Origin of the sequence: Microbulbifer rhizosphaerae, from assembly GCF_014191725.1 — a bacterium.
Lineage (GTDB): Bacteria > Pseudomonadota > Gammaproteobacteria > Pseudomonadales > Cellvibrionaceae > Microbulbifer > Microbulbifer rhizosphaerae.
The window spans coordinates 1-26786 of record NZ_JACHWZ010000012.1 but is presented as its reverse complement, the minus strand read 5'-3'; the positions used below and the strand labels follow the sequence as shown (position 1 = coordinate 26786).

20 protein-coding genes are annotated in these 26786 nt (G+C 61.9%); 12 read left to right on the top strand and 8 right to left on the bottom strand.

The features are described from left to right. Positions 1–5 precede the first annotated feature (5 nt). From FHS09_RS13265 to FHS09_RS13255, 3 genes are all read left to right on the top strand, one after another. Positions 6–1037, top strand: coding sequence for a phytanoyl-CoA dioxygenase family protein (locus FHS09_RS13265; RefSeq protein WP_183460680.1), 1032 nt, complete (start codon positions 6–8; stop codon positions 1035–1037). Between the two features lie 447 nt (positions 1038–1484). After that, on the top strand, positions 1485–2729 hold the full coding sequence (locus FHS09_RS13260; protein ID WP_183460677.1) for a capsule biosynthesis protein: 1245 nt from the start codon (positions 1485–1487) through the stop codon (positions 2727–2729). A 263-nt stretch (positions 2730–2992) separates the two neighbouring features. Further along, on the top strand, positions 2993–4732 hold the full coding sequence (locus FHS09_RS13255; RefSeq protein WP_183460675.1) for a DEAD/DEAH box helicase: 1740 nt from the start codon (positions 2993–2995) through the stop codon (positions 4730–4732). Between the two features lie 199 nt (positions 4733–4931). On the opposite strand, the gene FHS09_RS13250 is transcribed toward FHS09_RS13255, so the two are convergent. Both FHS09_RS13250 and FHS09_RS13245 read right to left on the bottom strand, forming a co-directional pair. Next, positions 4932–5471, bottom strand: coding sequence for a cytochrome b (locus FHS09_RS13250; protein WP_183460673.1), 540 nt, complete (start codon positions 5469–5471; stop codon positions 4932–4934). A 74-nt stretch (positions 5472–5545) separates the two neighbouring features. Further along, complete coding sequence (locus tag FHS09_RS13245; protein ID WP_183460671.1) at positions 5546–6466, bottom strand: LysR family transcriptional regulator; 921 nt, start codon at positions 6464–6466, stop codon at positions 5546–5548. A gap of 250 nt (positions 6467–6716) precedes the next feature. Between FHS09_RS13245 and metE the strand changes: the two genes are divergently transcribed. After that, positions 6717–8951, top strand: coding sequence for a 5-methyltetrahydropteroyltriglutamate--homocysteine S-methyltransferase (gene metE / locus FHS09_RS13240; protein ID WP_183460669.1), 2235 nt, complete (start codon positions 6717–6719; stop codon positions 8949–8951). A 225-nt stretch (positions 8952–9176) separates the two neighbouring features. Here metE and pepQ read toward each other — a convergent pair whose 3' ends face one another. Next, entirely contained in the window at positions 9177–10499 is a 1323-nt protein-coding gene (gene pepQ, locus FHS09_RS13235; RefSeq protein ID WP_183460667.1) for a Xaa-Pro dipeptidase, read from the bottom strand. Between the two features lie 78 nt (positions 10500–10577). Between pepQ and purU the strand changes: the two genes are divergently transcribed. The 4 genes from purU (at position 10578) to FHS09_RS13215 (ending at position 13606) form a co-directional block, all read left to right on the top strand. Beyond that, complete coding sequence (gene purU, locus FHS09_RS13230) at positions 10578–11414, top strand: formyltetrahydrofolate deformylase (protein ID WP_183460665.1); 837 nt, start codon at positions 10578–10580, stop codon at positions 11412–11414. A gap of 108 nt (positions 11415–11522) precedes the next feature. Then, positions 11523–11837, top strand: a complete 315-nt coding sequence (locus FHS09_RS13225) for a hypothetical protein (protein WP_183460662.1) — start codon at positions 11523–11525, stop codon at positions 11835–11837. 270 nt (positions 11838–12107) lie between these two features. Further along, the gene (locus FHS09_RS13220) at positions 12108–12533 is read left to right on the top strand and encodes a hypothetical protein (protein ID WP_183460661.1); all 426 of its coding nucleotides are present in this window, start codon (positions 12108–12110) and stop codon (positions 12531–12533) included. 302 nt (positions 12534–12835) lie between these two features. Then, positions 12836–13606 (top strand): hypothetical protein, encoded by a 771-nt coding sequence (locus FHS09_RS13215; protein WP_183460660.1) that lies wholly within the window; start codon positions 12836–12838, stop codon positions 13604–13606. A 237-nt stretch (positions 13607–13843) separates the two neighbouring features. Here the strand turns inward: FHS09_RS13215 and gcvP are convergent, their stop codons facing one another. Further along, positions 13844–16735 carry an aminomethyl-transferring glycine dehydrogenase gene (gene gcvP / locus FHS09_RS13210; protein ID WP_183460659.1) on the bottom strand — a complete coding sequence of 964 codons (2892 nt, stop codon included), beginning with the start codon at positions 16733–16735 and terminating at the stop codon, positions 13844–13846. A gap of 702 nt (positions 16736–17437) precedes the next feature. On the opposite strand from gcvP, the gene FHS09_RS13205 reads away from it, so the two are divergent. The 3 genes from FHS09_RS13205 to FHS09_RS13195 all read left to right on the top strand — a co-directional run bounded on the left by FHS09_RS13205 (position 17438) and on the right by FHS09_RS13195 (position 20625). Beyond that, the gene (locus tag FHS09_RS13205; protein WP_183460658.1) at positions 17438–19156 is read left to right on the top strand and encodes a GGDEF domain-containing protein; all 1719 of its coding nucleotides are present in this window, start codon (positions 17438–17440) and stop codon (positions 19154–19156) included. A gap of 34 nt (positions 19157–19190) precedes the next feature. Continuing rightward, positions 19191–20126, top strand: coding sequence for a 1-phosphofructokinase family hexose kinase (locus FHS09_RS13200; RefSeq protein ID WP_183460657.1), 936 nt, complete (start codon positions 19191–19193; stop codon positions 20124–20126). Positions 20127–20340: 214 nt separating this feature from the next. After that, positions 20341–20625, top strand: coding sequence for a hypothetical protein (locus tag FHS09_RS13195; RefSeq protein WP_183460655.1), 285 nt, complete (start codon positions 20341–20343; stop codon positions 20623–20625). A gap of 16 nt (positions 20626–20641) precedes the next feature. On the opposite strand, the gene FHS09_RS13190 is transcribed toward FHS09_RS13195, so the two are convergent. The 4 genes from FHS09_RS13190 to FHS09_RS13175 all read right to left on the bottom strand — a co-directional run bounded on the left by FHS09_RS13190 (position 20642) and on the right by FHS09_RS13175 (position 25117). Continuing rightward, a complete protein-coding gene (locus FHS09_RS13190; RefSeq protein WP_183460653.1) occupies positions 20642–21541 on the bottom strand; it encodes a sugar nucleotide-binding protein in 900 nt (299 codons plus the stop codon). 107 nt (positions 21542–21648) lie between these two features. Next, positions 21649–23400: an arginine--tRNA ligase gene (argS, locus tag FHS09_RS13185; protein ID WP_183460652.1), complete on the bottom strand. Its 1752-nt coding sequence runs from the start codon at positions 23398–23400 to the stop codon at positions 21649–21651. A gap of 74 nt (positions 23401–23474) precedes the next feature. Beyond that, complete coding sequence (locus FHS09_RS13180) at positions 23475–24524, bottom strand: endonuclease/exonuclease/phosphatase family protein (RefSeq protein WP_183460649.1); 1050 nt, start codon at positions 24522–24524, stop codon at positions 23475–23477. A gap of 395 nt (positions 24525–24919) precedes the next feature. Continuing rightward, positions 24920–25117 (bottom strand): VOC family protein, encoded by a 198-nt coding sequence (locus FHS09_RS13175; RefSeq protein ID WP_183460647.1) that lies wholly within the window; start codon positions 25115–25117, stop codon positions 24920–24922. Between the two features lie 67 nt (positions 25118–25184). Here FHS09_RS13175 and sbcB point away from each other — a divergent pair, with 67 nt between their 5' ends. Continuing rightward, on the top strand, positions 25185–26639 hold the full coding sequence (sbcB, locus tag FHS09_RS13170) for an exodeoxyribonuclease I (protein WP_425487774.1): 1455 nt from the start codon (positions 25185–25187) through the stop codon (positions 26637–26639). Positions 26640–26786 lie beyond the last annotated feature (147 nt).

Below are 26786 nucleotides of genomic sequence, written 5' to 3'. Positions count from 1 at the left end.
GGCCTATGGCCAAACCGTTTGTTAAAGCCCTGTGGAAATGGCCCCAGTGGCTGCTGGAACTCTTTTCCTGGGGCAAGAGTTTCAAGAATAATCCCATCATCGGTAGCTATTGGTTAAACCGCTGTGGCCTGCATGTCATGCGGGTAATTTTGGCGCAGTCGCTGTTCCGCTTCCGGCTGCTGTTGCTGGCGCCGCTGGTTGCCGCCGGGGATAGGCGCGATTTCCTGCGCAACGGCTATATCCTGAGGAAAGACTTCCTGCCCGAAGAGCAGTTTCAGTGCCTGGTGCTGGAGCTGCAGAACTATGAAGGGCAGGTGCGCGAGTTTGTGGAGGGCACCACCCTGACCCAGCGTGCCTTTATGACGCATCGAGTCCGCGAGCAGTTTCCGGAGTTGAAGGCCTTGGTGGAGGATTCTCGGCTCGATCGCCTGGTGCGCTACTGCTCTTCCAAGAATCGGCCGCCGCTCTTCTATATCGAGAACCTGTGCAATCACGCGAATGTCACCCCGCGCCCGGACCCCCAGCGGGATATGCACGCGGATACTTTCCATCCCTGCGTCAAGGGCTGGCTCTATATCGATCCGGTGGACGATAGCAACGGCCCGTATATCTATGTGCCCGGCTCCCATTGCCTCACCTGGCGCCGGCTGAAATGGGAGTACCGGCAGAGCCTGGAGGCCTGCAAGCGGGGCGATGCCCGCGCCCCCGGGCGCTACTGGGATGGCTCCTTCCGGGTAACGGAGCGGGATCTGGCGGAAATGGGCTTTCAGCCCCGCAAGTTTTGTGTGCCGGCCAATACGCTGCTGATCGGCAATGTGTATGGATTTCACTGCCGCGGCGAGGCCAAAGCCAGGTCCCACCGGATGACGGTGTGGATGCAGGCCAGAGACAACCCCTTCAATCCGCTGTTTACCTTGTGGCCAAAGTCGACGGCGCGGGCGTTCGAGTGGGGCTGGGGCAAGGTGCTTGGACGCCTGGATCGGGGAAAACTGGCCAGCGGTGAGCAGCGCAATTTTGTCGGCCGCTTCAGCCGTTAGCTTTTGCCGGTATTTGGAACAGCTTTTGCAGTGATTTAACGGGGTTGTCAGGGATGAACTCAATGGCAGGAATCCCCCTGTAGGAGCCTGCTTGCAGGCGAATTGAGGTCGCGGCAAGGCACCGGGAATGTTCGCCTGCAAGCAGGCTCCTACAGCGCACTCCTCAGGGGCAGGGGCAGCTCGGGACTTAACTAAGTGCCATTCAGTTCCTACCGGATTGCACATTCCGTTGAACCTCATTACACGCCCATTACAAACCGGCGACAGGGGCTTTTCGAATGGGTAAACTCCGCGGGCTGGGGAGTAACCGGGAAGTATCAATAGCCAGCTGGTTAGCGGTTGGGGACAGTAGAGTTTTAGAAAAAAAAACAAGTGGCGCGGTGCATTCGGCGCTTTTGGGGCGTCGCCGGGGGGCGACGGTTTTGGTCGCCAGGGTTGGGTAAATCAATGTCTTCGGTTTTATTCTTGCAGGGCCCCCTCGGGCCTTATTTCGCCCGCCTGGCAAGGCGGTTTTCCCGACAGGGGATCACAACCCACAGGATCAATTTCAACGGCGGGGACCGCTACTACGGCTGGGCCGATCGCCAGGTCGACTATAGAGACCGCACCGGCGACTGGCCGACGTTTTTGCACGACTACTTGTGCGAACGGGATATCCGGGCAGTGTTTGTCTATGGGGACTGCCGCTTCTACCACCGCGTGGCGCGCGAGGTCTGCGAGCAGTTGGGCGTCGCCTTTTGGGCGTTTGAGGAGGGCTACCTGCGCCCGGATTTCGTTACTTTGGAGCGGGGCGGGGTCAATGCCCATTCGGGCACCGACTGGTCCCAGGGCGCCATCGACAGCTACCGGGCGGCGGGGCGTCAGCCCGCCCCGCAAGTCGGGCCGACCTTCTGGCAGCGAGCCTGGTTTGCCAGTCTCTACTATGCGATGGCCCGCCTGGCCAAGTCCCGCTTCCCCCACTACCGGCACCACCGCAGCCGGCGTTGGAAGGAGGAGGGCCTGTGCTGGTTGACCAGCTTTTATCGCAAGGGCCTGTACAGGGTTACCGAATGGAAGCTGTTGCCTCGTCTGATAAAAGATCACCACCGGCAATTTTTCCTGTTCCCGCTGCAAACCTGTGACGATTTCCAGATCCGTGTGCACGCGGATCTGCTGTCCATCGAGCATTCCATCGACTTGGTGATCAGTTCCTTTGCCGCCAATGCCGCACCCGCTGAGAAGCTGGTGATCAAGCACCACCCCATGGACCGGGGTTTTTGTCACTACGGAGAGCTGATCGATATCCTCGCGGCCCAGCGTGGCGCGGCTGGCCGGGTAACCTATTGTCACGACCTGCACCTGCCTACGTTGCTGGCGCACGCCAAGGGCGTGGTCACCATCAACAGCACCGTGGGCATTTCCGCCCTGCTGCACCGGGTGCCGACCAAAGTGTTGGGGCGGGCGCTGTACGATATCCCCGGCTTGACGCACCAGGGGGACCTGGCGGGTTTCTGGCGCCATCCCGATGCGGTGGATGGCGAGCTGTTTCGCCGGTTCCGCCCCTATCTCCACGAGCACACCCAACTGGACGGCTGCTTTTACAAGTGCATCGAGCAGACCGTGGAGGCCGCCTGGCAGAAGGTGGCGTCGACATTGGAAGTGCCTGTCGAGGGCGGGTCCCATACCGCCGGTACCCTGTCAAGTAGCGCCTGAGCCGCAATCCCGCCGTATTCGCACTGCTGCGGTATGTGTTAGCTGGTTTCCAGCCGCAGTGCGGTGGCCGATGCGATCGCTTTGTACCGTCAACAACCGAAAGCCGCTGCACCACTCTGCCTTCCCCGGCTATAGTGAAGGGGCTGGTCAAATAACAAGCTGCCAGCACCCGCCGAGTCTGGTAAACTGCGCGCCCTTTTGTCCCCCGCCGCACTCGGCCCCCGACTGTTGGGGCACCTTTGTAGCTTCAAGTGAAACCCGAAATGACCGATACCCCCAAGCCAGCCGGCTTTGACCAATTGGGCCTGCTGCCCGAAATCCTCAGCGCCGTTGAAAAGCTGGGCTACGAAACCCCATCCCCCATCCAGGCGGAGACGATCCCCTCCCTGCTGGCCGGCCGCGACCTGCTGGGCCAGGCGCAGACCGGTACCGGAAAGACCGCCGCCTTTGCGCTGCCGCTGCTGGCGCAGCTGGACCTGAAGGATCGCCGCCCCCAGGCGCTGGTGCTGGCGCCGACCCGGGAGCTGGCGATTCAGGTGGCTGAAGCCTGTCAGTCCTATGCGCAGAATCTGCGTGGTTTCCATGTGGCACCGATCTACGGCGGTGCCGACTACCGCGGCCAGATGCAGCAGCTGAAGCGCGGTGTGCAACTGGTGGTGGGTACCCCCGGGCGGGTGATGGACCATATGCGCCGAGGCTCGCTGGATCTGTCCGGCCTGAAGACCCTGGTGCTGGATGAAGCCGACGAAATGCTGCGTATGGGCTTTATCGACGATGTTAAGTGGGTGCTGGAACAGATTCCGGAGCAGCGCCAGATCGCGCTCTTCTCCGCCACCATGCCTAGAGAGATCGCCACCATTGCCCGCGAATACCTGCGCGACCCGGTGGAAGTGAAGATCCGCGTGAAAACCGAGACCGCGGAGACCATCCGCCAGCGCTACTGGCCGGTGGGCGGCCTGCACAAGCTGGATGCGCTCACCCGCATCCTGGAGGCGGAGCCGGTGGATGCGACGATTATTTTCGTGCGCACCAAGAACAGCACCGTGGAGCTGGCGGACAAACTGGCCGCGCGCGGTTTCGCCAGCGCGGCGCTGAACGGCGATATGGCGCAGAACCTGCGCGAGGCGGTGATCGACAAACTGAAGAAAGGCAAGCTGGATATCGTGGTGGCCACCGATGTGGCCGCCCGCGGCCTGGACGTGGCGCGTATCAGCCATGTCATTAACTACGATATTCCCTACGACGCCGAAGCCTATATCCACCGTATCGGCCGCACCGGCCGCGCCGGGCGCGAGGGCGACGCGATCCTGTTTGTGGCGCCGCGGGAGCGGCGCATGCTGCGGGTGATTGAAAAGGCCACCAAAAAGCCGATTGAGCAACTGCAGCTGCCCAGCGCCGCTGCGGTCAACGACGCGCGTATGCAGCGCTTCCGCGAGCGCATTACCACCACTCTGGAGGGCGCTACCGATCTGGCGCCCTACCGCCAGTTGGTCGAGGAATACCTGGCACAGGTCGAAGCCGACCCGCTGGATGTCGCCGCGGCCCTGGCCGCCATGGCCCAGGGCGACCAGCCGCTGCTGGTAAAAGAACAGGAGCACAAGCCCCGGGAGAGAACAGAGAGGCGGGAGCGCCGCGAACGCGATGAGGATTTCGAAAGTCGGGGCCGGAAGAAGGGCGGCTACGAAAAGGACAAAAAAATGCCGCCGCCGGACGAGGGCTTGGAGCGCTTCCGCATCGAGGTGGGTCGCGAGGCCGGGGTGAAACCGGGCAATATTGTCGGCGCCATCGCCAACGAGGTGGAGCTGGACAGCTCTTATATCGGACGCATTGAAATCTACCCGGAATACACCACCGTGGACCTGCCGGAAGGTATGCCCAAGGAAATTCTGCAGCACCTGAAAAAAGTGCGGGTGGCGGGAAGGGCGATGAATATTTCCCGCCTGGCTGAGGGCGGTGGTGGCAAGCCGCGCGGCAAACCGAAAGGACGCAAGCCCAAACAATAGCGCCCCGCGTTTTTCGTCATACCGGTATTCACCGGTATGGTGTGTTCAAGTGTGAGAGGGGCGAAGGGTCCGGTCGCGGCCATGGGCCGCTCCTACAATAATCGTCGTCATTCCGGCGCAGGCCGGAATCCATCCGGCCTTGAGGCTGACACTGGGTGCCGGTATGACGACGGTATCTTCAAGCGCGTTGCCGAACTTTTTATCGCCACGGCAACATATGCCGCAGCGTGTCGTCGCGATTTACGAAGTGATGCCAGAGCGCACCGGAAATATGCAGCACCAGCAGTGCCAGCAGGGTGTTCCACAGCAGTTCTTTATGGAAAAACTCCAACTGTTCTGCAATATCGATATTCTTTTCCACCAACGGCGGTAGTTTGAACAGCCAGAAAAGTGGTGTCTCCTTTCCCGCAAACTGGCGCATGGCCATGCCGGTAATCGGCATGGCCAGCATCAATACGTAAAACAATCCCTGTACCAGTAGTGAGACTTTCCGCTGCCAACGGCCGCCGAAGAGTTTCGGCCGGGGGTGGGTGCTGCGCCAGTAGAGGCGCAGCAGCGCGAGTAGCAGTATGCCGAAACCGATAGTGAAATGCAGGTATTCCCACCACTTGCGCATAGGGTCGCCTTTCTCGTAGAACTCGTGGAGTTCTATTGATCCCCAGGCGCAGAGGATCAAAATGGCAATCAGCCAGTGTAAACCCTTGCTTACCGGGTTCCAGCGGTCGATATTGGTTTGCATGGGTGTTTCCCCTCATATTTCGCGGAAATTACATTAGCGTGTCGGGAAGCATTTGTCTCGCGGGAATTCCGCCTTCAGTTCGCAGCGCGAATACCTTTCAAATCGGCGAAACTGGTCTCCCGCGCGGTATGTAAAAAATCCTCCAGAAATGCCTGCTCCAGCATCTCCTCGCGCACCGCCGCGTAGAGGGTGCTCCACAATCCTTTCTCCCCCAATCGCAACTGGGCGATAAACCCCTTCTGTAGGTATTCATGTAGCGCCCAGTTGGGCAGCGCGCAGACGCCGCGGCCGCTGGCCGCCAGCTGCACCATCATTACGGTGAGTTCCGCGGTGCGTATTTCCGCCGGTTCCACGCCGGCGGGGTCGAGGAAGTGCTGGAAGATATCCAGCCGCTCCCGCTCCACCGGGTAGGTGATCTGCACCTCGCCGGCCAGATCCTGCGGGGCTACCCAGCTCTTCTCCGCCAGCGGGTGTTTGCGGCTCACCGCCAGGCACATCTCGAAGCTGAACAGCGGCTGGTAGTGAATGCCTTTCAGTTCCGGGTCCGGGTTGGAGGTCACCACCAGGTCCAGGTCGCCGCGCACCAGCGCAGGCAATGGCGCGAAGTGGAAGCCGCTGGAAAGGTCCAGTTCCACCTCCGGCCAGTTGTCCCGGTAATGGTCCAGGGTGGGCATCAGCCATTGATAGCAGCTGTGGCACTCGATGGCGATATTCAGCCGCCCCGCCTGGCCGGAGGCCAGCCGCACCAGATCCCGCTGGGCCAGCTTCACCCGGGGCATGACCTCGTCCGCCAGCTGCAGCAGCCGCAGCCCGGCGCTGGTAAAGCGCAGCGGGCGCGACTTGCGCACGAACAGCGCCTGGTCGTGCCGCTCCTCCATTTCGCGGAACAGGTGGGATAGGGCGGACTGGGTCAGGTGCAGCCGCTCCGCGGCGCGCACCATGCTGCCGGTCTCCCGCAGCAACGTAAGCGCCCGCAAGTGTCGCAGCTCAATCATCTTTAGAAAAATTCATGTTCAGGGCAAAAAATATGAAATTGATTGAACAACACCTGCCCCTCAGAATCAACCTCGAATTTATGCCGGGAGCGCCGAGCCCCAGCTCGGCTACGGGCCGCAGGCCCGTCTCCCCCCCAGGAGCGGCCCATGGCCCGCGATCGGACTTCCTCGAACATCGATCGCGGCCATGGGCGGACGGCCGCCCCGCCGCTCCTACAGAACGATCAGCGAATTGACAGAAGGAAAGCAAATGGCACAGACACATATCCTCGGCTACCCGCGCATTGGCGCCGGCCGCGAACTGAAAAAGGCCCAGGAGGCCTACTGGAAAGGCGAGATTTCGCAACAGGAACTGCTGGCGGTGGGCGCGGAGATTCGCCGCGGCAACTGGCAGGCGCAGCGCGATGCGGGGCTCTCCCGCGTCGCCGTGGGCGATTTCGCCTGGTACGACCAGGTGCTCAACCACACACTGATGTTCGGCGTGGTGCCGGCGCGCTTCGATGAGGGCGCCGTGGATAGCAGGCTGGACCAGTACTTCCGCTTGGCGCGCGGCCGCGCGCCGTCCGGCGAGCCGGTGGCGGCCAGCGCCATGACCAAATGGTTCGATACCAACTACCATTACCTGGTACCGGAATTTGCCGCGGACCAGTCATTCGCGCTGGACAGCGATTGGCTGCTGGAGGAGGTGCGCGAGGCCCAGTCCCAGGGGCACAGCGCCAAGCCGGTGGTGATAGGCCCGCTGACCTACCTGTGGCTGGGTCGCGCCGAGGGCGAGGCGCTGGACCTGCTGCCGAAACTGCTGCCCTGCTACGAACAGCTGTTGCAGCAGATCGCCGGGGCCGGCGTCGACTGGGTGCAGATCGATGAGCCGATCCTGGGGCTGGACCTGCCGGTAACCTGGTGCGACATCTTCGCGCCGGCGTACCAGCAGCTCGCCGCGGCCGCGCCTTCGCTCAAGCTGCTGCTGGCCACCTATTTTTCCTCCCTGCGGGAAAACCTGCCCCTGGCCTTCTCCCTGCCGGTGGCCGGGGTGCATATTGACTGCGTGCGCGCGCCGGAAGAACTGCCCGCGGCCGTGGAGGCTCTGGGCGAAGACCAGGTGCTTTCCGTCGGCGTGTTGAACGGGCGCAATGTCTGGCGCGGCGACCTGGGCAAATGGCAGCGGCAGCTGCAGCCGCTGGAGCGGCAACTGGGCGAGCGCCTGTGGCTCTCCGCCAGCTGTTCGCTGCTGCACTGCCCGGTGGACCTGGAAACGGAGACCGCGCTGCCCGCGGAACAGCTGCGGAAACTGGCCTACGGCCGCCAGAAGCTCAATGAACTCGGCCAGTTGCAGTCCCTCCTGAAGGGCGAGGCGGCCGCCGGTGAAGAATCCGCGGCGCCCTCGACGGCCGCCGCGGTGGCGGCGGAACTGGAGGACATCTGGCGCCCGCAGGCCTACGGGGAGCGCGCCGCCCTGCAGCGCGAGCGCTGGCAACTGCCGCCGCTGCCCACCACGACCATCGGTTCCTTCCCGCAAACTGACCTGCTGCGCAGGGTGCGCAAGCAGTTTCGCAATGGGGAGATTTCCGAAGCGGATTACAAGGAACACCTGCGCGCGGAAATCGCCGAAGCCATCCGCCGCCAGGAAATACTCGGCCTGGATGTGCTGGTGCACGGCGAGGCGGAACGCAACGACATGGTGGAATATTTCGGCGAGCAATTGGACGGCTTTGTGCACACCGGCAACGGCTGGGTACAGAGCTACGGTTCCCGCTGCGTAAAGCCGCCGATCATTTTCGGGGACATCTCCCGTCCCGAACCCATGACCGTGGAGTGGAGCAGCTACGCCCAGAGCCTGACCAGCAAACCGGTCAAGGGTATGCTCACCGGGCCGGTGACCATTCTCAACTGGTCATTCCCCCGAGAGGATATTTCGCGCAGCGAGAGCTGCCTGCAGATCGCCAAGGCACTGCGGCAGGAAGTGCTCGACCTGGAAGCCGCCGGTATCGGCATTATCCAGATCGACGAGCCGGCCCTGCGCGAAGGGGTACCGCTGCGGGAATCGGAGCACCAGGATTATTTCAGCTGGGCGGTGGCCTGTTTCCGCTATACCTGCAGTAAGGTGAAGCCGGAGACGCAGATTCACACCCATATGTGCTACAGCAACTTCAACGCAATTATGAATGCGATAGTGGCGCTGGACGCGGATGTCATCACCATTGAATCCGCGCGTTCGGATCTGCAACTGCTGCACGCCTTTGCCGGAAAGAACGGCGGCTATCCAAACGAGATAGGCCCGGGCATTTACGATATCCACTCGCCCAATGTGCCGGAGCGGGAGGAATTGGTGGCGCGGTTGAGAAAGATCGCCGAAGCGATCCCCCCGGAAAAGCTTTGGGTGAATCCTGACTGCGGCCTCAAGACCCGCAACTGGGCAGAGGTGGGTTCGTCGCTGCTGAATATGGTGGAGGCGGCGCGCGCTTTGCGCGCGGAATTGGCGGCCTGATTTTTCTTTAAAAATTGATCGCGGCCAACGGCCGCTCCTACAAGACATTTTTCCGGAATCTGTAGGAGCGGCCGTTGGCCGCGATCGAGTTCTCAGTTGGCAGGAGGTCTGATCGCGGGCATGGACGGATGGCCGCCCCGCCGCTCCTACAGGTCGAATAGTAAGAAGGGAAGGGGCGGCCCTGCGGCCCGCAAGCGGAGCTGGAGCTCCGCGCTCCCGGCGAATTTACTCCGCGTAGCAGTCCCGGGTCATATTCTCCACCCGGTCCGGATGCACTATCACATTGTCCTCGATACGCACACCGCCATAGGGGCGGAAGGCGTCCACCTTGTTCCAGTTCACCTCTTTCGCCAGAGGGGAGTCTTTCAGCTCCGCCAGCAGGCTGTCGATAAAGTAGAGCCCTGGTTCGATGGTGAACACCTGGCCCGCCTCGATGGTGCGGGTGGTGCGCAGGAAGGGGTATTCCGCCGGCGGCGGGGTGGTGCCGCCCTCCGGCGCCGTCTGGTGGCCGCCCACATCGTGCACCTGCAGGCCGAGGAAATGGCCTAGGCCGTGGGGCAGGAAGGTGCGGCTGATGCCTGATTCCACCGCGCTCTCCGGCGATGTCGCGATCACGCCGAACCGCTGCAGGATCTCGGCCACCTTGAGGTGGCAGTCCCGGTGCAGATCCGGGTAGGCCAGGCCCACTTGCATCTGTGCCACCAGGCCCTGTTGCATCTCGTCCATCGCCCGAATTAACTCCGCGTAGTCGCCGTTGCGGTAGGCGTAGCTGCGGGTGATATCCGCGGCGTAACCGTGGCAGTCGGCCCCCGCGTCTATCAGGAAGCTTTTCAGGTTTGCTTCCGGCAAACGCTCGGTGGACAGGTGGGTGTAGTGCAGGATGGCAGCGTGGCTGTTGAGCGCGACGATATTGCCGTAGGGCATACGGTTCTCGCCCTGGCCGGCAGCGCCCAGGTAGGCCATATTGATCTCGAACTCGCTGGCGCCGTCGCGGAAGGCGCCCTCCGCGGCGCGGTGGGCCCCCACCGCGATGCGGTTGGCCTCTCGCAGACAGGCCATTTCGTAGGGGGTCTTGTAGGCCCGCGCCCAGTGCAGCCGGGCGATCAGGGCTTCCGGGTTGGGGATGCCGATGGGCCAGCCGTCGAGGCCCTGGATTTCGCCGATAAAGGCCGTCTTTCCAAGGGAAGAGTCGTCGCCGAGGAATGCCTTTGCATCCGCCGGTTTGCCCAGCAGCTCGAAATCGTAGTGATCGCTCCAGAAGGTGTCCGGCGCCGGCGGCACATAGTGCCAGAAGTCCACCGGGCGGTAGAACAGCAGTCTGGGCTTCTGCCCGCGTCGGTAGATGACCCAGCTGTGGGGGTTGTCGGTAACCGGCACCAGGGCCTTGAACTGCGGGTTGGCTTTGAACGGATAGTGGTTGTCGTCCAGGAACTGTACTTTGGGCGCGCCGCTGAAGACATTCAGGGTGTCGTAGCCGCACTCCTCGAGGATGGCGTCGTAGCGGTTGCGCAGGGTGGCGATATGCTCGGCATAGAGGTTCTTGTCCATAACAGCCCTTAGTGTGTGAAGCAATAATCCGCCATAGTGTATAGTTTGGGCACCGAACGTTTGGCCTGAATTTTGACCATGGAAAAGAAGATACTGCTGACCGACTGCCCCGATGCCAAGGGCCTGATCGCCAAAATCACCAATATTTGCTACAAGCACCAGCTCAATATCACCAAGAACGACGAGTTCGTGGATCGACAGCAGGGGCGCTTCTTCATGCGCACGGCGCTGGAGGGCAATTTCAACGATATCACCCTGCTGGAGGACCTGGACATGGCCCTGCCGGAGGGCGCGGAGCGGCGCCTGGTGGCCAGCGGGCGCAAGCGCCTGGTGTTGATGGTTACCCGCGAGCCCCACTGCCTGGGCGACATCCTGATGAAGTGCTATTCCGGGGCCCTGGATGTGGAGATCGCCGCGGTGATCGGCAACCACCCGGACTTGGGCGGGCTGGTTGAGAAGTTCGATATCCCCTTCCACTGCCTGCCGGCGGACGGCCTGGAACGGGAGCAGCACGAGGAGCGGGTCACGGCGTTGGTGGACGGCTACCAGCCGGATTACCTGGTACTGGCCAAATATATGCGTGTGCTCACCCCCGCTTTCGTAACCCACTACCGGGGGCGGATCATCAATATTCACCACTCCTTTTTACCGGCGTTCATTGGCGCCAGGCCCTACCAGCAGGCGTTTGCCCGCGGGGTGAAGATGATCGGCGCCACCGCCCATTTCGTCACCAACGACCTGGACGAGGGGCCGATCATCGAACAGGACATCATCCATGTGGACCACGCCTATTCCGCCGATGCCATGGCGACTGCCGGGCGCGACGTGGAGAAACTGGTACTGAGCCGCGCGTTACAACTGGTTTTGGAGGAGCGGGTGTTTATTCACGGCAACAAGACCGTGGTATTCAAATAGCCCTTTTGTCGGGACCACTATCGGGTTGCAGGCTGTCGGTTTTCCCGTTGGGTGGGGAATTCAAAAATCCGTGCGCTGTATGCCCGGCAACGATCAGAGGAGCGGAGTATGGATCAGTACCCGACCCTGAATTTCATCACACAGGACCCGGACTACAGCGACTACCGGCCGGCAGTGGGGCCCGACGGGACGGTTGTCATTTTCGAGCGGACAGCATTCCAGTCCGGAGCCCCCGCCGGCGATACCACCCTCTATGTGGTCGACGACCTGGGCAATCCCGATCCGCTCGTATTCATACCGGCGGGGGGCCCCGGTCAACAGACAACGATCTGCTGGTGGCATTTGCCGGCCAGCCCGGCATTGCAAGCTGGCCCAAGGGGCCACACCCGACGCCCAGTGGGGAAGGTTACTCCATTTACCTGACCTGTTTGACACACAGAGCCCGGGGAAAGCCCCGGAGCAACTGACCGATCCGGGCTATCAGGCACAGCATGCGAAGTTTTTTCCGGACGGGACAAAACTGGTACTCGTTGCCCTGCAGAGTCGGGGAGCGACGGGAACCCCGAACGGAATTGCCTGGATCGATATATCCGGGTATCTGGAGTAGCTGGCGGGTTTGTATTGTGGTTGTTGGAGCCAAAAAACAAAATTTCATACGGCGCTGGAAGAATGGCGCGAAGCGAGGAGATCTGAATGAAAAAAGCAACAGTGAGTAGTTTTATTCGAGCCTTTGGGCTTCGGCGGTTTGTGGCTTTTTCCCTGCCGCTGTTTGTTCTCGCTTGTGCCAGTGAGCAGCCGCTGCCGATCCCGGGTCTGAAGGAGTCCTTTCACACCGAGATCGCCGCCAATGGTGCCAAGCGCTTCACCTATTCTCTGGAAGTACTGCGCGCGGGTATGCCGCGCCCCTTTACCGAAAGCGGTATCGGCGGCAGCCGCATGGGCCGCAATATGGCGCACAACGGCAGCGGGGTGCGCAGCGAGTTGCAGTTTGATCGGGCCATGGAACAGAAGCTGACCGAGACCGGATTTTGCCGCCAGGGGTATTTCGAACTGGAGCGCAGCGTCTACGCTGCTGGGGGCGAAGTGCGCGGTGAGTGCCGAGAGGGCGCCGAGCGCTAGCGGACTCGGGCTGTTGCAGGCATTTTGCAGCAGCCCGCCTCCTGATGTGACGCGGCATTCCACTGAATAGCTATAACACTTCCTCCTGACAATTCCTTTCCCCTCCATTATTACTCCTGTGACCGATTGCACGGATCTTATTCTTGACGAAGGGTTTAGCGCCAATAACTTGTTAGGTACGAAATTGGTGCTATGCATAAGAGAATTAAAAAAGCGTCTTTCGGGGCAGCAGTCCCCGGTCCCGTTGCTGCGTCGATAGCAAAACCAAATATCCGGTCAGGCCGATAAATATAAGGTAAACAATGGAAGTCGAATTTACCGTGTTGTCCGATCGTCGCGAGGGTTTGCTGCGCGAGTTGGGGAATCTGATCATCCAGAGTGGCTTTTCCCTGCTGCGACAGAGAATGTCCATCCTCGATGGCGGTGTGGAACTCTGGCTGCGGGTTACTGGCCGGGAGGAACGCCTGCTTGAGCTGGAGGAGCGGCTGGGTTCCCATCCTATGGTGCTCAGCTTCGAGTCTGAGCACCAGGTGGCCTCCAACTCCCCCTCCATCACCCCGGCGCCGATACGCCCGCGGCGAGTACCGCACCCGATGGGTCGCAGTCTGAAGGATGGAATATGCAGCACTCCGGCGGTGGGCCAGGTGGAGGCGGAACTGCCCGCGCTGGCGAAAGAGTACCCGAGCATCTTCCCCCGCCTGCTGAGTATGCGCGATAAGCTCCCGGATGGGCAGAAAGGTGCGAGTATGGAATTCGCGGGCCGCCGGGTGGGGGTCTGGGTGTGCAAACGGGACTACCCCCTGCGCGGCCGCCTGGATCTCGGCAGCGCACTCAAGCAAATCGCTCTCCCAGCCCTGCGCAACCTGCTTTCCGCCGACCTGAAGGGGCACTCACTGCGCATTAAAAACAACCCTTTGTGTATGCCTGGCAGCCGATGTCGCAACGGAGATTTTTTCTGCGGTTTTCTGCAGGGGATTTTGCAGGAATCGGGTGTGGAGGGACAGGTGACTGTGCGGGAGGTCTACTGCCGCAGCGACGGCGCGGAGGATTGTATTTTTGAGGTGGCGAGTTGATTGCTGGTGGTTCGTGGAAAGAAAAAGGCGGGTGTGTAGTGCGCATCATTTTCTTATTGTAGGAGCGGTCCGGCCGCTCCTACGGCACAATCCTGCGAGTCCCGAGTCCCGAGTCCCGAGTCCCGAGTCCCGAGTCCCGAGTCCCGAGTCCCGAGTCCCGAGTCCCGAGCCCCGAGTCCCGTGTCCCGTGTCCCCAGTCCCGAGTTCCCGAGCGGGCCTGCGGCCCGTGTGCCGAGCTTACTCCGCGTAGGCTTCTATCGGCGGGCAGGAACACACCAGGTTGCGGTCACCATACACGTTATCGATACGGTTGGATGCGGGCCAAACCTTGTGCTCCTTCTGCCAGGCCGCCGGGCGTCCGGCCACGTCGCGGGAGTAGCTGTGGGTCCACTGGTGCGCCATAACGTCTTCCAGGGTGTGTGGCGCATTGCGCAACGGGTTGTCCTCAGCGCTGTACTTGCCATTCGCCACGTCCTCGACTTCCTGGCGGATGATTGCCATGGCTTCGACAAAGCGGTCCAGTTCCTCCTTGGACTCACTTTCGGTGGGCTCGATCATCAGGGTACCGGCCACCGGGAAGGACATGGTGGGCGCGTGGAAGCCGAAGTCCATCAGGCGTTTGGCGATGTCCTCTTCAGAAATACCGCTGGCTTCCTTGAGTGGGCGCAGGTCCACCAGGCACTCGTGGGCGACGAAGCCGTTGCTGCCGGTGTACAGCAGCGAGTAGTCCTGGCTCAGGCACTTGGCCACGTAATTGGCGTTCAGGATCGCTATCTCTGTGGCCCGTTTCATGCCCTGTTTGCCCATCATGCGGATGTACATCCAGCTGATCGGCAGAATGCTGGCGGAACCCCAGGGGGCCGCGGAAATGGTGCCGTTGGCGGTGTCGGTATCCGGCACCTCGGTTACCGGGTGCCCGGCCAAGTAGGGCTTCAGGTGTTCACCCACCGCGATCGGCCCCATGCCCGGGCCGCCGCCGCCGTGGGGAATGCAGAAAGTCTTGTGCAGGTTCAGGTGTGATACGTCTCCGCCGAACTGGCCCGGCGCGGCCACGCCGATGAGTGCATTCATGTTGGCGCCATCAATGTAGACCTGGCCACCGGCCTTGTGCACCAGCTCGCAGATCTCGCGGATACCTTCCTCGAATACCCCGTGGGTGGAGGGGTAGGTGACCATCAGCGCGGCGATGCGGTCGCCATGCTCTTCGATCTTCGCTTTCAGGTCGGCGATATCCACGTTGCCCTTGTTATCGCAGGCAACCACGACCACTTTCATGCTGACCATCATCGCCGAGGCAGGGTTGGTGCCGTGGGCGGAGGCGGGGATCAGGCAGATATCGCGCTGGGTTTCCCCCTTGGCCTCGAAGTATTTCTTGATCGCCACCAGGCCGGCGTACTCGCCCTGGGAGCCGGCGTTGGGCTGCAGGCTCACCGCGTCGTAGCCGGTACAGGCGGCCAGCATCTGCTGCAGCTGCCTGAACATTTCCGCGTAGCCCTGGGCCTGGTCGGCGGGAGCGAAGGGGTGCAGCTTGCCGAACTCCGGCCAGGTTACCGGGATCATTTCCGCGGTGGCGTTCAGCTTCATGGTGCAGGAGCCGAGCGGAATCATGGAGTGGTTCAGCGCAATGTCCCTGGACTCCAGGGACTTGAGATAGCGCAGCATCTCGGTTTCCGAGTGGTAACTGTTGAACACCGGATGGGTCAGGAATTCACTGTCGCGGGCCAGCGCGCCCGGCAGGCCCCTGGGACCCTTGGCGGCGATCTCTCTGTCCAGCGCGTGCAGATCCAGGCCGTGCGCGGCGCCGGTAAATGCATTGATGATGTCGGACACATCCTCCAGCTTCGCGGTTTCGTGCAGGCTGATACTCAGGGCATTGTCTCCCACTTTGCGCAGGTTGATCTCTGCGTCCAGTGCGCGCTGATAGATTTCACTCTGTTTGCCGCCGGTGGCGATGGTGAGGGTGTCGAACCAGCTGTCGTGAGCCAGGCTGAAGTCCTTCTTCTCCAGGCCGGTGGCGAGGATGTCGGCCAGGCGCTGGATGCGCATGGCGATGGTCTTCAGGCCTTCGGGTCCGTGGTAGACGGCGTAGAAGGCGCTCATCACTGCCAGCAGAACCTGTGAGGTACAGATGTTGGAATTGGCCTTCTCGCGGCGGATATGCTGCTCGCGGGTCTGCATGGCCATGCGCAGGGCGCGCTTGCCCTTGCTGTCCACGGAAACGCCGATGATGCGGCCGGGGGCGGAGCGCTTGTAGGCTTCGCGGAAGGCGAAGAAGCCGGCGTGGGGGCCGCCGTAGCCCATGGGGATGCCGAAGCGCTGGTTGCTGCCGACCACCACATCCGCACCCATCTGGCCGGGCGCCTTCAGCGCGACCAGACTCATCAGGTCCGCGGCCACGGTCACCAGGCCGCCGGCCTCGTGCACCCTGGCGATGATATCGGTCAGGTCGCGCACTGCGCCGGTTGAACCGGGGTACTGCAGCAGGACGCCGAACAGTTCGGTCGGAAGCTCCTTTTCAACGTCGCCGACCTGGATTTCAAAGCCGAAGTGCTCGGCGCGGGTCTTGACCACGGCGATGGTCTGCGGGTGGCAGTCGGCGTCTACAAAGAAAACATTGGACTTGTTGCGCTTCACCTGGCGCTTGCACATGGCCATGGCTTCCGCGGCGGCGGTGCCTTCGTCGAGCATGGAGGCGTTGGCCAGTTCCATGCCGGTGAGGTCCATGACCATCTGCTGGAAATTCAGCAGGCCTTCCAGGCGGCCCTGGGCGATTTCCGGCTGGTAGGGGGTGTAGGCTGTGTACCAGCCGGGGTTTTCCAGCACGTTGCGCAGGATCACATTGGGAGTGACGGTGTCGTGGTAGCCCATACCGATAAAGGTGCGGTAGATCCTGTTGCGCCGGGCCAGGGACTTCAGTTCCGCCAGGGCTTCCTCTTCGCCCGCCGCGTCCGCCAGGTCCAGCTCATCGGTTTTGCGGATCGACGCCGGTACCGTTTTCTCGACCAACTCCTCCAGGCCGGAGACGCCGAGGGTTTCCAGCATTTCGCGGACTTGCGCCTGGTCCGGGCCGATATGGCGGCGGATAAAGGCGTCGTGCTGTTCCAACTGCTGGAGAGATGGCTGGGTCATAGCTAGAAAACCAGAGGCTAGTAGTGAGAAAGGCGCGCATCTTAGCAATCGCAAGCATTGTCGGCAATCAATGTGCAGAGTGCGATTAACGTGCTATTTTATGCCATAAATTGTGAAGTAAATCCTGCTATGGAACGTTTGGCGCTATTTTATCCTAACCGGCTGAGCGGCCCTGAGTTGCCTTCCTGGACTTCTACCATACTCGGGAAGCCGCCCACCGGTGCTGTTGTCCCAATCTATCCACTCTGATCCACTGCGGGACCTGTGGCACGCGGCGGACCGCGTCGGTGGTTATTACCATCAGACAGCGGGGCACCGGGAGATCAAGTTTGATGGCGTCTCGGGCGTTCGGACGCGATGGGCGACACCGTGGATACATCCGCGTGCTGGTATGTTCAGACCACCTGGCTGTTCCATCGCAGGAGTCGCCCGCTGCTGCGTTACGATCAGTACAGGCCGGACCCGGGACTCCGCGGAGCAGCACGCCCGCGACGCTGCGCTATGACCACGATAACCCACTGGATGGCGGCCTTGGAGTACCATGGCGTGTATGGCACGCCTGGCTGTCGCTGGCGGATAACCGGGACGTCGATGAACTGGAGAAGCGGTGAGGAATGCTGGCGGCGCTGATAAGTTACCGGTTTTAACGTTGGGCTAGGGCCGACAGTGGGATATCAGTAAATCTGGAGTTGCAAAGGAAACATGCGATTACACAGTCTGCGGGTAAAGGCCAGTATTTTTTCACTGCTGCTAGTGGTGGCCATGTGCCTGTTTTTTATTCTGCTGGGCAACGGCAACCTGCACTCCCTGCTGGAAAAAAACCGCAACAACCGCTACCTCACCTATCAGTACCAGATCTCCGGGCTGCTCAACCAATCCCGCGAGGATCTGATCCAGCTTGCGGACCTGATCGTCCTGTGGCGGGGCGGCACGTCCGCCAGCCCGGAAATTTTGCGAAAACTCTTCGACCGCCAGTGGGAATATCTGCAGCTCAGTTGGGGGCTGGAATCCCTCAAGTTGTACACCGACGACGAGCAACCGCCAATTACCTGGGGTAAATCCACCCGGCGCCTGACAGCGACGCAGGTTCGCGAGGTAATCATCAGCGGCCAGCCACTGGAGAGCGTGCGCTGCACCAGCACCTGCGTGCAGAGCCTGGCGGTGCCGGTGATCGCCGGCGACAACACCGACTACGTGCTGCAGGTGGACCGGTCCCTGGCCGGCGAGCTGCTCTCGTTCCGGGAAATCACTGGGTCGGATATCGGTATCCTCTCAGCCGAACACAATGCTTCCGCCTTCCACACCAGCGATTACCTGGACGCCTGGAACCGGGAAGTGATCGCGCTCACATCGAGGGAAATGCTGATGCCGCTGCTGCGCCAGGTGGCTGCGGAGGAGACGGAAATGCCGGGCCTGAATTTTTCCGGAGCCTATTTGTTCGAAAATAACAGTTTTGATGTGAAAACCATTCCGGTGATCAGTGGTGATCAGAAGGGTGCGCATTTCGTAATTATCGACAACGTCTCCGATCAGGTGGGCCATATTGAAGACTCGCTGAAGCTACTGTTGCTGTTATCGGTACTGGGCGCCTTTGTTTTTATCGGTGCCGTCACCGGCATGCTGTGGCGGCCGATCTTCCGCCTGCGCCGGCTGGCGGAGGCACTGCCCCTGTTGAGCGACGGCAAGTTCGATGCGGCGCGCGACCTCATCCGGCCTGTATCCAAGCGCCTTTCCCACTACGACGAACTCGATGTACTCGACGCCACCGGCCTGGCAGTATGCGATCAGCTGGAGGTGATGAAGGAGATAGTGTCACAGAACACTGCGGAGCTGGAGCGCATAGCCATGTACGACACGCTCACTGGCCTTGCCAACCGGCACAACATTGTCGAGGAGCTGAAAAAATACCTGCACGATAGCGAGTTTGGCGAAGGCACCGGCTACCTGTTTTTCGTCGACCTGGATGATTTCAAGCAGGTGAACGACTCCCTCGGGCACCAGAGTGGCGATGACCTGCTGCGGGTGATTGCGCAGCGGCTGGTCAGCGTGATGCGCTTTGGCGATATCGTCGCGCGACTGGGGGGCGACGAATTCTGCGTATTCGTGCGCTCCCTGAGCGATGCGGGTAGTTATCGCACACTGGCGGAAAAAATGCTGAGCATCGCCGGAGAGCCGGTAAAAATCGGCGATGAAATGGTGGCAGTCACCCTGAGTATCGGCGTGGTGGCCATTCCCCAGCACGGCAGTACCCTGGAGGCAATTTTGCAAAAAGCGGATATCGCGATGTATCACGCCAAATACCGGGGCAAGAACAATTACCAGCTTTACTCCGACGACCTGGCGGGGGTGGAGCAGTTGTCGAACAGTGTCGAAGAGATAGAGGCGCTGGAGTTGGCGGCAAATGCAGACCACCACGGCTGACACGTCTTCCTCCTGGCCAACGTGAGAGTGTTTGATGATCTGGACGCTGACCATGAACCCGGCACTGGACGTGGCGTTCACCGTGCCGGAACTCAAAATCCACAGCAAACTGCGCTGCAAAAAGGTGCGCACCACCCCCGGGGGCGGAGGTATCAATTGCAGCCGGGCCATTGTAAACCTGGGTGGTGAATCTGCTGCTCTGTTCTGCTCCGGGGGCGATGTGGACGGGTCTATGGAGCATCGCCTGAAGGCGCTTGGTGTCAAGACGGTGCGGGTGAATATCGAAGGCGATACCCGCCTCAGTTTGCTCGTGAATCCTGAAGAGGAGGAAGGGGAATACCGGTTTATTTTGCCCGGACCGGAGTTGAGCGAAAAGGAGTGGCGAAGTGCCCTCGAAAAGCTCGAGAAAGTTCTGGAGAAAGACGTGCTGCTGATGGCCAGCGGCAGTTTGCCTCCGGGGGTTCCGGAGGACTTCTACGCTCGGGTGGCCGCGGTGGCAAATCGCCGGGGTGCGCGGTTGTTTCTCGACGGGCCGTCCGCCGCCGTGCGCAAGGCCCTGGCGGAAGAGCAGCTCTTCGCCATCAAACCCAACGCGAAAGAGTGGGGCCGAATCCGCGATTGCGGAACCAGCCGCCGGAATTTGATCGAGGAAGCTGAAACGGCGGTGCGCAAGGAGCGGCGGGTGGAAATCATACTGCTGTCCCTGGGCAGTGAAGGCGCAGTGTGCGTGACCCGGGACGGCAGCGAATATATGGAGTCGCCCCCGGTGGACCTTGTCGATACGACGGGTGCGGGGGACAGCATGTTCGGCGCCTTCGCCCTGGCCATCGACAGGGGAAAACCGCTGAAGGAAGCCGCCCGTTACGCGGTGGCGGCGGGCGCGGCCACTGTGGAGAGGTACGGCAGTGAACTCTGCACTGCCGAGGGCGTGGACAAAATGCTCGACAAGATGCGCGCTCAAAACAAATGATGCGGCAGACAGTCGCCATGCTGGCACTGTCCAGGGCTCCCGAACACACCTGCGGCCGGACAGCTGTCGCGGCTTCTCACTTCGTTTCCACACAGCCAGGCTATCGCTGAGCTATGTTTACCGGTACCCCAAATGAAGTTGCTTTTTGGGTAAACACAAGGAGAAATCAAATAACCGGAATGGTTAGCCGCCAGGGATGCGGAAGAAGCTTGTCATGGCGCAGAGGATTTATACCGCCAGCGATCAATTGTTAGTCAGTCACCTGTATACATTGCTGGAAAAGGCGGGAATTTCCGCCCTCACGCAGAAGTCTGCGGTCGATGTACCGCCAGCGGAAAATGGTCCGCTGGCCTGGCATTCGGAGCTGTGGATTATGAAAGACTGCGAACTGGCCATTGCGCAGCTGTTGCTGGAGCAGGCACTGGCCAGCGAGCTGAGGGATCTTCCGCATAGGGACCTTGCCGGGACTTCCTTTTCCCCACCGGCGGAAATCGCCTGACGGCGGTTTTCTGCCTCTATTTTCCCCACCCTGAATTCAGAAAAGGTTTCAAATGGCGTGCCAGCTGGGTTTCCAGCGGTTCTCCGCCGGCAATGCCCATTTGCACCAGCCGCGATTTGTCCAACTGGCAGTTGTAGGGGCGCGGCTCGGCAAACTGGGGCTCCGGGTCGGCGCTCAGATGGGCGGCGTCGAGCCCGCAGGCGCGGGCGACGATATGGGCGAGTTCATAACGGGTACAGGGGGTATCTCCGCTCCAGTGGTAGATGCCGGAAAATCGCGTCCCCGCGGCGGCCATCTGCAGGCACTGCTCCAATACCCGCGCCACATCCTCCACACTGGTGGGGAAGCGGATGGCCCAGTGATCCAGGGTTGCCGGCTTGCCGCTGGCGACGGTTTCCTGCAGCGCGGTGACGCCGGACTCGTGCAGGTGGGCCACCGGGCCGTACAGCCAGGGCAGGCGCAGCACCCAGTGATCGCCGTTTTCCAGTACCGCCTGCTCGCCGGCCAGTTTGCTGCGGCCGTAGAAGTTGACCGGGTTGGGCGTGTCCTCGACAGAGTAGGGCGGGGCACTGCCGTCGAACACGTAGTCGGTGGAGATATACACCAACTGCGCGCCGGTCTGACTGCAGAGCTGCGCCAACTGTTGCGTGCTGCGCACATTGAGCTGCCAGGCTTCGTCGGGATTTTCGGCGCAGCGGTCCGGCCAGCGCTCGGCGGCGCAGTGGATCACCACCTGCGGCTGAATTTTGCACAGGGTTTTGCGCAACGCTACGCCGTCGGTAAGGTCCAGTTTCAACAGCCGCTCGCCGGCGCGGGAAAAGGCGGTGCCGGTTGCGGAAAAATCCGGGTTGGCGTCCAGTTGTTTGAAGACGCTGCGGCCAAGCAGGCCGGAGGCGCCGGTGATCAGGATATTCACAATTCAGCCTTTGGTGTGGCGGGCCTTTGGCCCGCAAGCCGAGCTGGGGCTCGGCGTTCCCGAGAGCGCCGAGCCCCAGCTCGGCTTGCGGCGCATCGCGCCGCCCATTACATCTGCTCCAGCACCTCGATACCCAGCAGATCCAGTCCGGTGGCAAGGGTGCGCGCCACTAGGTCGCACAGCTGCAGGCGGCTCTGCTTCTGTTCCTCCGGCACGCCCTCCCTCAGCACCGGGCAGGCCTCGTAGAAAACCATATAGGCGCTGGCCAGCTCGTACAGGTAGGTGCAGAGCACATGCGGGAAGGTGTCTTTGGCCACTTGGTCCAGCACCTCGCCGAACTGGCACAGCCTGATCGCGAGGGCGCGCTCCTCGGCGGTGCCCAGGTGAATTTCGCCCTTGAGTTCGCCCGGCTGGATACCGGCGCGGCGGAAGATGCTGCGCACGCGGGTGTAAGCGTACTGCAGGTAGGGGGCGGTGTTGCCCTCGAAGCTGAGCATCGCCTCCCAACTGAATACATAGTCGTTGGTGCGGGTCTTGCTCAGGTCGGCGTATTTCACCGCGCCGATGCCCACCTTGCGCGCGATCTCCGCGCAGGTGTCCGTATCCAGGTCCGGGTTCTTTTCCGCCACCAGTTTTTCCGCGCGCTCCACCGCTTCGTCCAGCAGAGCGGACAGCTTCACCGTGCCGCCGGTGCGGGTTTTGAACGGCTTGCCGTCGTCGCCCATCATGGTGCCGAAGGCGCAGTGTTCCAGGGCGACGGATTCCGGCAGGAAACCGGCCTTGCGCGCGGCGGTAAAGGCCTGTTGTAAATGCAGAGACTGGCGCGCGTCCACCACGTAGAGGATGCGGTCGGCATTGAGTTTGTTGGCGCGGTAGCGGATCGCTGCCAGATCGGTGGTGGAATACAGGTAGCCGCCGCCTTTTTTGCGGATGATCATCGGGCTGGGGTTGCCCTCCTTATCCGCCATCTCCTCCAGGAAGACCACCACGGCGCCCTGGTCCTCCACCGCGATGCCGTGGTCGAGCAGTTCCTGCACCAGCACCGGCAGGTCGTCGTTGTACTGGCTCTCGCCGTAGACGTCGCTGCGTTTCAGGGTGACGTTCAGCTTCTCGTAGATCTCCTCGCTGTGGCTGATGGAGATATCGATAAACTGTTGCCACAGTTTCAGGCACTCGGGGTCGCCGCCTTGCAGTTTCACCACATACTCCCGCGCGCGGTCGTCGAACCCCTCCTCCTCGTCGAAGCGCACCTTGGCCTCGCGGTAGAAGACCTCCAGGTCCGCCAAGGCCACCTCTGCATCGTTGTTTTCCAGCTTGTCGGACAGGTGCGCCAGCAGCATGCCGAACTGGGTGCCCCAGTCGCCCATATGATTCTGGCGGATTACCTTGTGGCCCTGGAACTCCAGCAGGCGCGCCAGGGCGTCGCCGATAATGGTGGAGCGCAGGTGGCCCACGTGCATTTCCTTGGCCAGGTTGGGGTGTGAGTAATCGATCACCACCGTCTGCGGCTCTGCGGCCGGGGCGATATTCAGGCGCCCGCTCTGTTCCGCGGCGGCCAGGCTCCGGGCCAGCCAGGATTCACTCAGGTGGATATTGATAAAGCCGGGACCGGCGATCTCCGCCTTTTCAATCATCTCGCCCTTGTCCAGATGTTCGACGATGCGGCTGGCCAGTTCCCGGGGGTTGGTGCCCATGCGCTTGGCGGCGGCCATGGCGCCGTTGGCCTGGTAGTCGCCAAAGCTCGCTTTTTTCGCCGGCGCCACCCGAGCCTGGGTAACCACAGGGCCGCAGTCTTCGGGAATACCGGCGGCGAGCATGGCGGCCTGGAATTTGTCGGTGAGCAACTGGCGAATATTCATAGGTGGGACTGCTGTGGTTTTTGGGGGAAACGCGGGATTTTAATGGGCGGGGGCGGCTTTGCAACCGCCCCGCCTTAACTGTCCCGTCTCTTGAGCTTTTCATTTGCCCATTGCCGGTCCTCTTCTTCCGCTTCCAGTCCGTCGTCTTCGTCCCGGGAGTTGGGTTGCAGTACCAGGGTAAATAGCAGGGCAAAATGGTCGGAGCCGAAAGGGGGCAGCCGGGTCATTTCCCCCAGCGTGAAGTGGTGGCTGTGGAATACGTGGTCCAACGGCCAGCGCAGGAACCAGTAGCTGGTGTGGAACGTATTGAACATGCCCCTCCCCACCCGGGGGTCGAGCAGGTCACTGATCTTGCGGAACAGGCGAGTGGTTTCCGACCAGGCCACGTCGTTGAGGTCGCCGGTCACCACCACGGGCATTTCGCTGCCGGCCACCCTGCGGGCCACGAGTATCAGTTCGGCATCCCGCTCGGAGGATTCCTCGTTTTCCACCGGGCTGGGGGGAGCGGGGTGCACGAAGTGCAGCCATACCCGGTGGCCGGACGGCAGGGTGGCCACGGCCTGCATGGAGGGTACATCTTTCTCCACCAGGAATTCCGTCGCGCAGTCGGACAGCGGCAGTTGCGAGTAGACGTGCATGCCGTACCGGTTCTCCTGCGGGCACTTGATGGCGTAAGGGTAGTCCGCCTCGAGCTCGTCCAGCCTCTCCTGCCACCAGTGGTTCGATTCCAGGGTGACGAGAATATCCGGCCGGTGCTGCCGCACCAGCCGGAGCAGGGCCGCGGCGTTGCGGTTGGAGGCGAGCACGTTGGCGGTGATAAAACTCAGCCGGTCTCCCCCGGCCCGGGCGGAGTCCACCTCCACGGGAAAGAGCCGGTTGTAGGGCGTGATCCACCACACCTGGTATCCCGCGCAGGCCAGCACCACGGCGATTGCGAGCCAGCTCCCCGGTTCCGACAGGTCCAGCAGAATCAACTGAAGCGCCAGCACAGCCAGCGCCAGCAGGAACAGCTGCAGGCGGGGAAAATCGAGAACCCGGATCCACCAGGCCTCGAAATGCCACACGGGAAGAACGGTCAAGACGACCACGGCAAAGGTTGCCGCCAGTATCCAGTAGTCAGCCATGGGCTCGATATCCCGGGGCAGGTTTTTAGTGTGGTGTAAGGTACTAATTGTGTATATCAGAGCCCCCCAAATTGTTCACAGTTAGGCGCCGCTCGCAGGGAATGGCGCGCCCTTTTCAAGAGCGGCAACGCAGCTGTGGACGATTTGGGGGGCTCCCTTCGGGCGGGCCGCTAAGCAGCCATCTGCGGCGTTGCATTTGCTTGACGTAGAACAACTACGCCAGCGCAAATGCGCCTTGCATCTGGCCGCTTAGCGGCCCGCTGATATATACAATTAGTACCTTACACCACACTAGATCGCCGGTCTGCCCCTCACTGTGCCGTCCGGCGCTGAAGCTCCTCCATGGACAGGTTCTCAAGATGAGTGGCCAGGAACCAGACATGGCCGAAGGAGGGCTACAGGTGCCGGTCGGTCCCCGTAGAACTGGTCCGCGGGCGGGCGCTTGGTTTGGCCCCGGCTTCCACCGCCCGCGCGAAAATATTGTCCACGTCCTTTACGTATAGCAGCAGGCCCACGGATGAGCTGGCCCCGGGGGCTCTGCAGCCGCCCTTCTCGCTGTCGTCCGCGAGGCAAATGCGGCTGTCGCTGACCATCGGCGGGCCTGCGGCCCTAGAGCCTTCAGCGCTCCAAGGTAAACGGCGCCGCGCTCCCGGCGATGCTATGATGCGCCCAAAAACAGGGGGACCCGTGAGCGACACCACACTCTACTGGCACGACTACGAAACCTGGGGCACCAATCCGGCTGCGGACAAGCCGTCCCAGTTCGCCGGCATCCGCACCGACGAGGATCTCAATATCACCGGCGAGCCGCTGATGCTCTACTGCCGCCCCGCCGACGACTGCCTGCCCCAGCCCATGGCCAGCCTGGTCACCGGCATCAGCCCCCAGCGCGCCCTGGCCGACGGGGTGCCCGAGATCGAATTTATCCAGCGCATCCTCGCCGAACTGGGGGCGCCCGGCACCTGCGGCGTGGGCTACAACAGCTTGCGCTTCGACGATGAGGTAACCCGCCACACCCTCTACCGCAACCTGTTCGACCCCTACGAGCGCGAGTGGCGCTCCGGCAACAGCCGCTGGGACATTATCGATATGGTCCGCCTCACCTACGCGTTGCGCCCCGAGGGCATCCGGTGGCCGGAGCGGGAAGCGGGCGTGCCGTCGTTCAGGCTGGAAGAACTGACCGCCGCCAACGGCATCGCCCACCAGGGCGCCCACGATGCGCTCTCCGACGTGCGCGCCACCATCGACATGGCGCGCCTGGTGCGTGACAGGCAGCCCAGGTTGTACGACTACGTCTACCGGCTGCGGCGCAAGCAGGAGGCCGGCGGGCTGATCGACCTGCGCAACCGCAAGCCGCTGTTGCACATCTCCGGCAAAGTGCCCGCGTCCCAGGGGCATCTCACCTATATCGTTCCGCTGGCCGCGCACCCGGTAAACCGCAATGCGGTGATCGCCGCCAACCTGGCCATGGACCCGGAGCCGCTGCTCAGCCTGGATGCGGAAACCCTGCGCGAACGCCTCTATACCGCCCGCGACGACCTGGCCGAGAGCGAACTGCCGGTGGGCCTGAAATTGATTCACCTGAACCGCTGCCCGGTGCTGGCGCCGGCCAAGATGCTCGAGGACAAACGCGCGGCGGAACTGGGAATCGACAAGGCCGCCTGTGAGGCCAACTGGTACCGGCTGCGGGATGTCGACCTGACGGAGAAACTGCACAGGGTTTATCTCGACAGCGATTTTCCCCCGCGGGATGTGGAGGCCAGCCTCTACGACGGCTTCCTCAACGACGCCGACCGCGATCTCTGCCGCCAGCTCCACCGCGCCCTTGCCGAACGCGGCTCGGGGACACTGGCCGGCGACATCCCATTCGCCGACAGGCGCCTGCCGGAACTGCTGTTCCGCCTGCGCGCGCGCAACTTCCCCGATACCCTGTCGACGGAGGAGCGGCAGCGCTGGCAGGAGTGGCGCTCCCGTCGCCTGACCGATCCTTCGGCCGGCGCCAGCATCACCCTGGAGGCCTACTTGGAGCAGATTGCCGGCCTGCGTGAGCAGTTTCCGGAGAAAACGGAACTCCTCGATCAACTGGAGAGTTGGGGCGATAGCCTATTGGCCTGAGAAAGGGGGGCGAATCCCTTGTAGGAGCGGGGGGGGGGGGGGGGGGGGGGTGGGTGGGGGTGGGGGGGGGGGGGGGGGGCGGCCAAAAGTATAGGAATGAGAGGTGGGGGGGGGGTTTGAAAAAATAATAAAAACACCAAAAAAAAA

Coding starts and splice junctions, on each gene's coding strand:
- FHS09_RS13265 (WP_183460680.1), top strand. CDS start 6: ATGGCCAAACCGTTTGTTAAAGCCCTGTGGAAATGGCCCCAGTGGCTG.
- FHS09_RS13260 (WP_183460677.1), top strand. CDS start 1,485: ATGTCTTCGGTTTTATTCTTGCAGGGCCCCCTCGGGCCTTATTTCGCC.
- FHS09_RS13255 (WP_183460675.1), top strand. CDS start 2,993: ATGACCGATACCCCCAAGCCAGCCGGCTTTGACCAATTGGGCCTGCTG.
- FHS09_RS13250 (WP_183460673.1), bottom strand. CDS start 5,471: ATGCAAACCAATATCGACCGCTGGAACCCGGTAAGCAAGGGTTTACAC.
- FHS09_RS13245 (WP_183460671.1), bottom strand. CDS start 6,466: ATGATTGAGCTGCGACACTTGCGGGCGCTTACGTTGCTGCGGGAGACC.
- metE (WP_183460669.1), top strand. CDS start 6,717: ATGGCACAGACACATATCCTCGGCTACCCGCGCATTGGCGCCGGCCGC.
- pepQ (WP_183460667.1), bottom strand. CDS start 10,499: ATGGACAAGAACCTCTATGCCGAGCATATCGCCACCCTGCGCAACCGC.
- purU (WP_183460665.1), top strand. CDS start 10,578: ATGGAAAAGAAGATACTGCTGACCGACTGCCCCGATGCCAAGGGCCTG.
- FHS09_RS13225 (WP_183460662.1), top strand. CDS start 11,523: ATGGATCAGTACCCGACCCTGAATTTCATCACACAGGACCCGGACTAC.
- FHS09_RS13220 (WP_183460661.1), top strand. CDS start 12,108: ATGAAAAAAGCAACAGTGAGTAGTTTTATTCGAGCCTTTGGGCTTCGG.
- FHS09_RS13215 (WP_183460660.1), top strand. CDS start 12,836: ATGGAAGTCGAATTTACCGTGTTGTCCGATCGTCGCGAGGGTTTGCTG.
- gcvP (WP_183460659.1), bottom strand. CDS start 16,735: ATGACCCAGCCATCTCTCCAGCAGTTGGAACAGCACGACGCCTTTATC.
- FHS09_RS13205 (WP_183460658.1), top strand. CDS start 17,438: ATGCGATTACACAGTCTGCGGGTAAAGGCCAGTATTTTTTCACTGCTG.
- FHS09_RS13200 (WP_183460657.1), top strand. CDS start 19,191: ATGATCTGGACGCTGACCATGAACCCGGCACTGGACGTGGCGTTCACC.
- FHS09_RS13195 (WP_183460655.1), top strand. CDS start 20,341: ATGGCGCAGAGGATTTATACCGCCAGCGATCAATTGTTAGTCAGTCAC.
- argS (WP_183460652.1), bottom strand. CDS start 23,400: ATGAATATTCGCCAGTTGCTCACCGACAAATTCCAGGCCGCCATGCTC.
- FHS09_RS13180 (WP_183460649.1), bottom strand. CDS start 24,524: ATGGCTGACTACTGGATACTGGCGGCAACCTTTGCCGTGGTCGTCTTG.
- FHS09_RS13175 (WP_183460647.1), bottom strand. CDS start 25,117: ATGGTCAGCGACAGCCGCATTTGCCTCGCGGACGACAGCGAGAAGGGC.
- sbcB (WP_425487774.1), top strand. CDS start 25,185: ATGATGCGCCCAAAAACAGGGGGACCCGTGAGCGACACCACACTCTAC.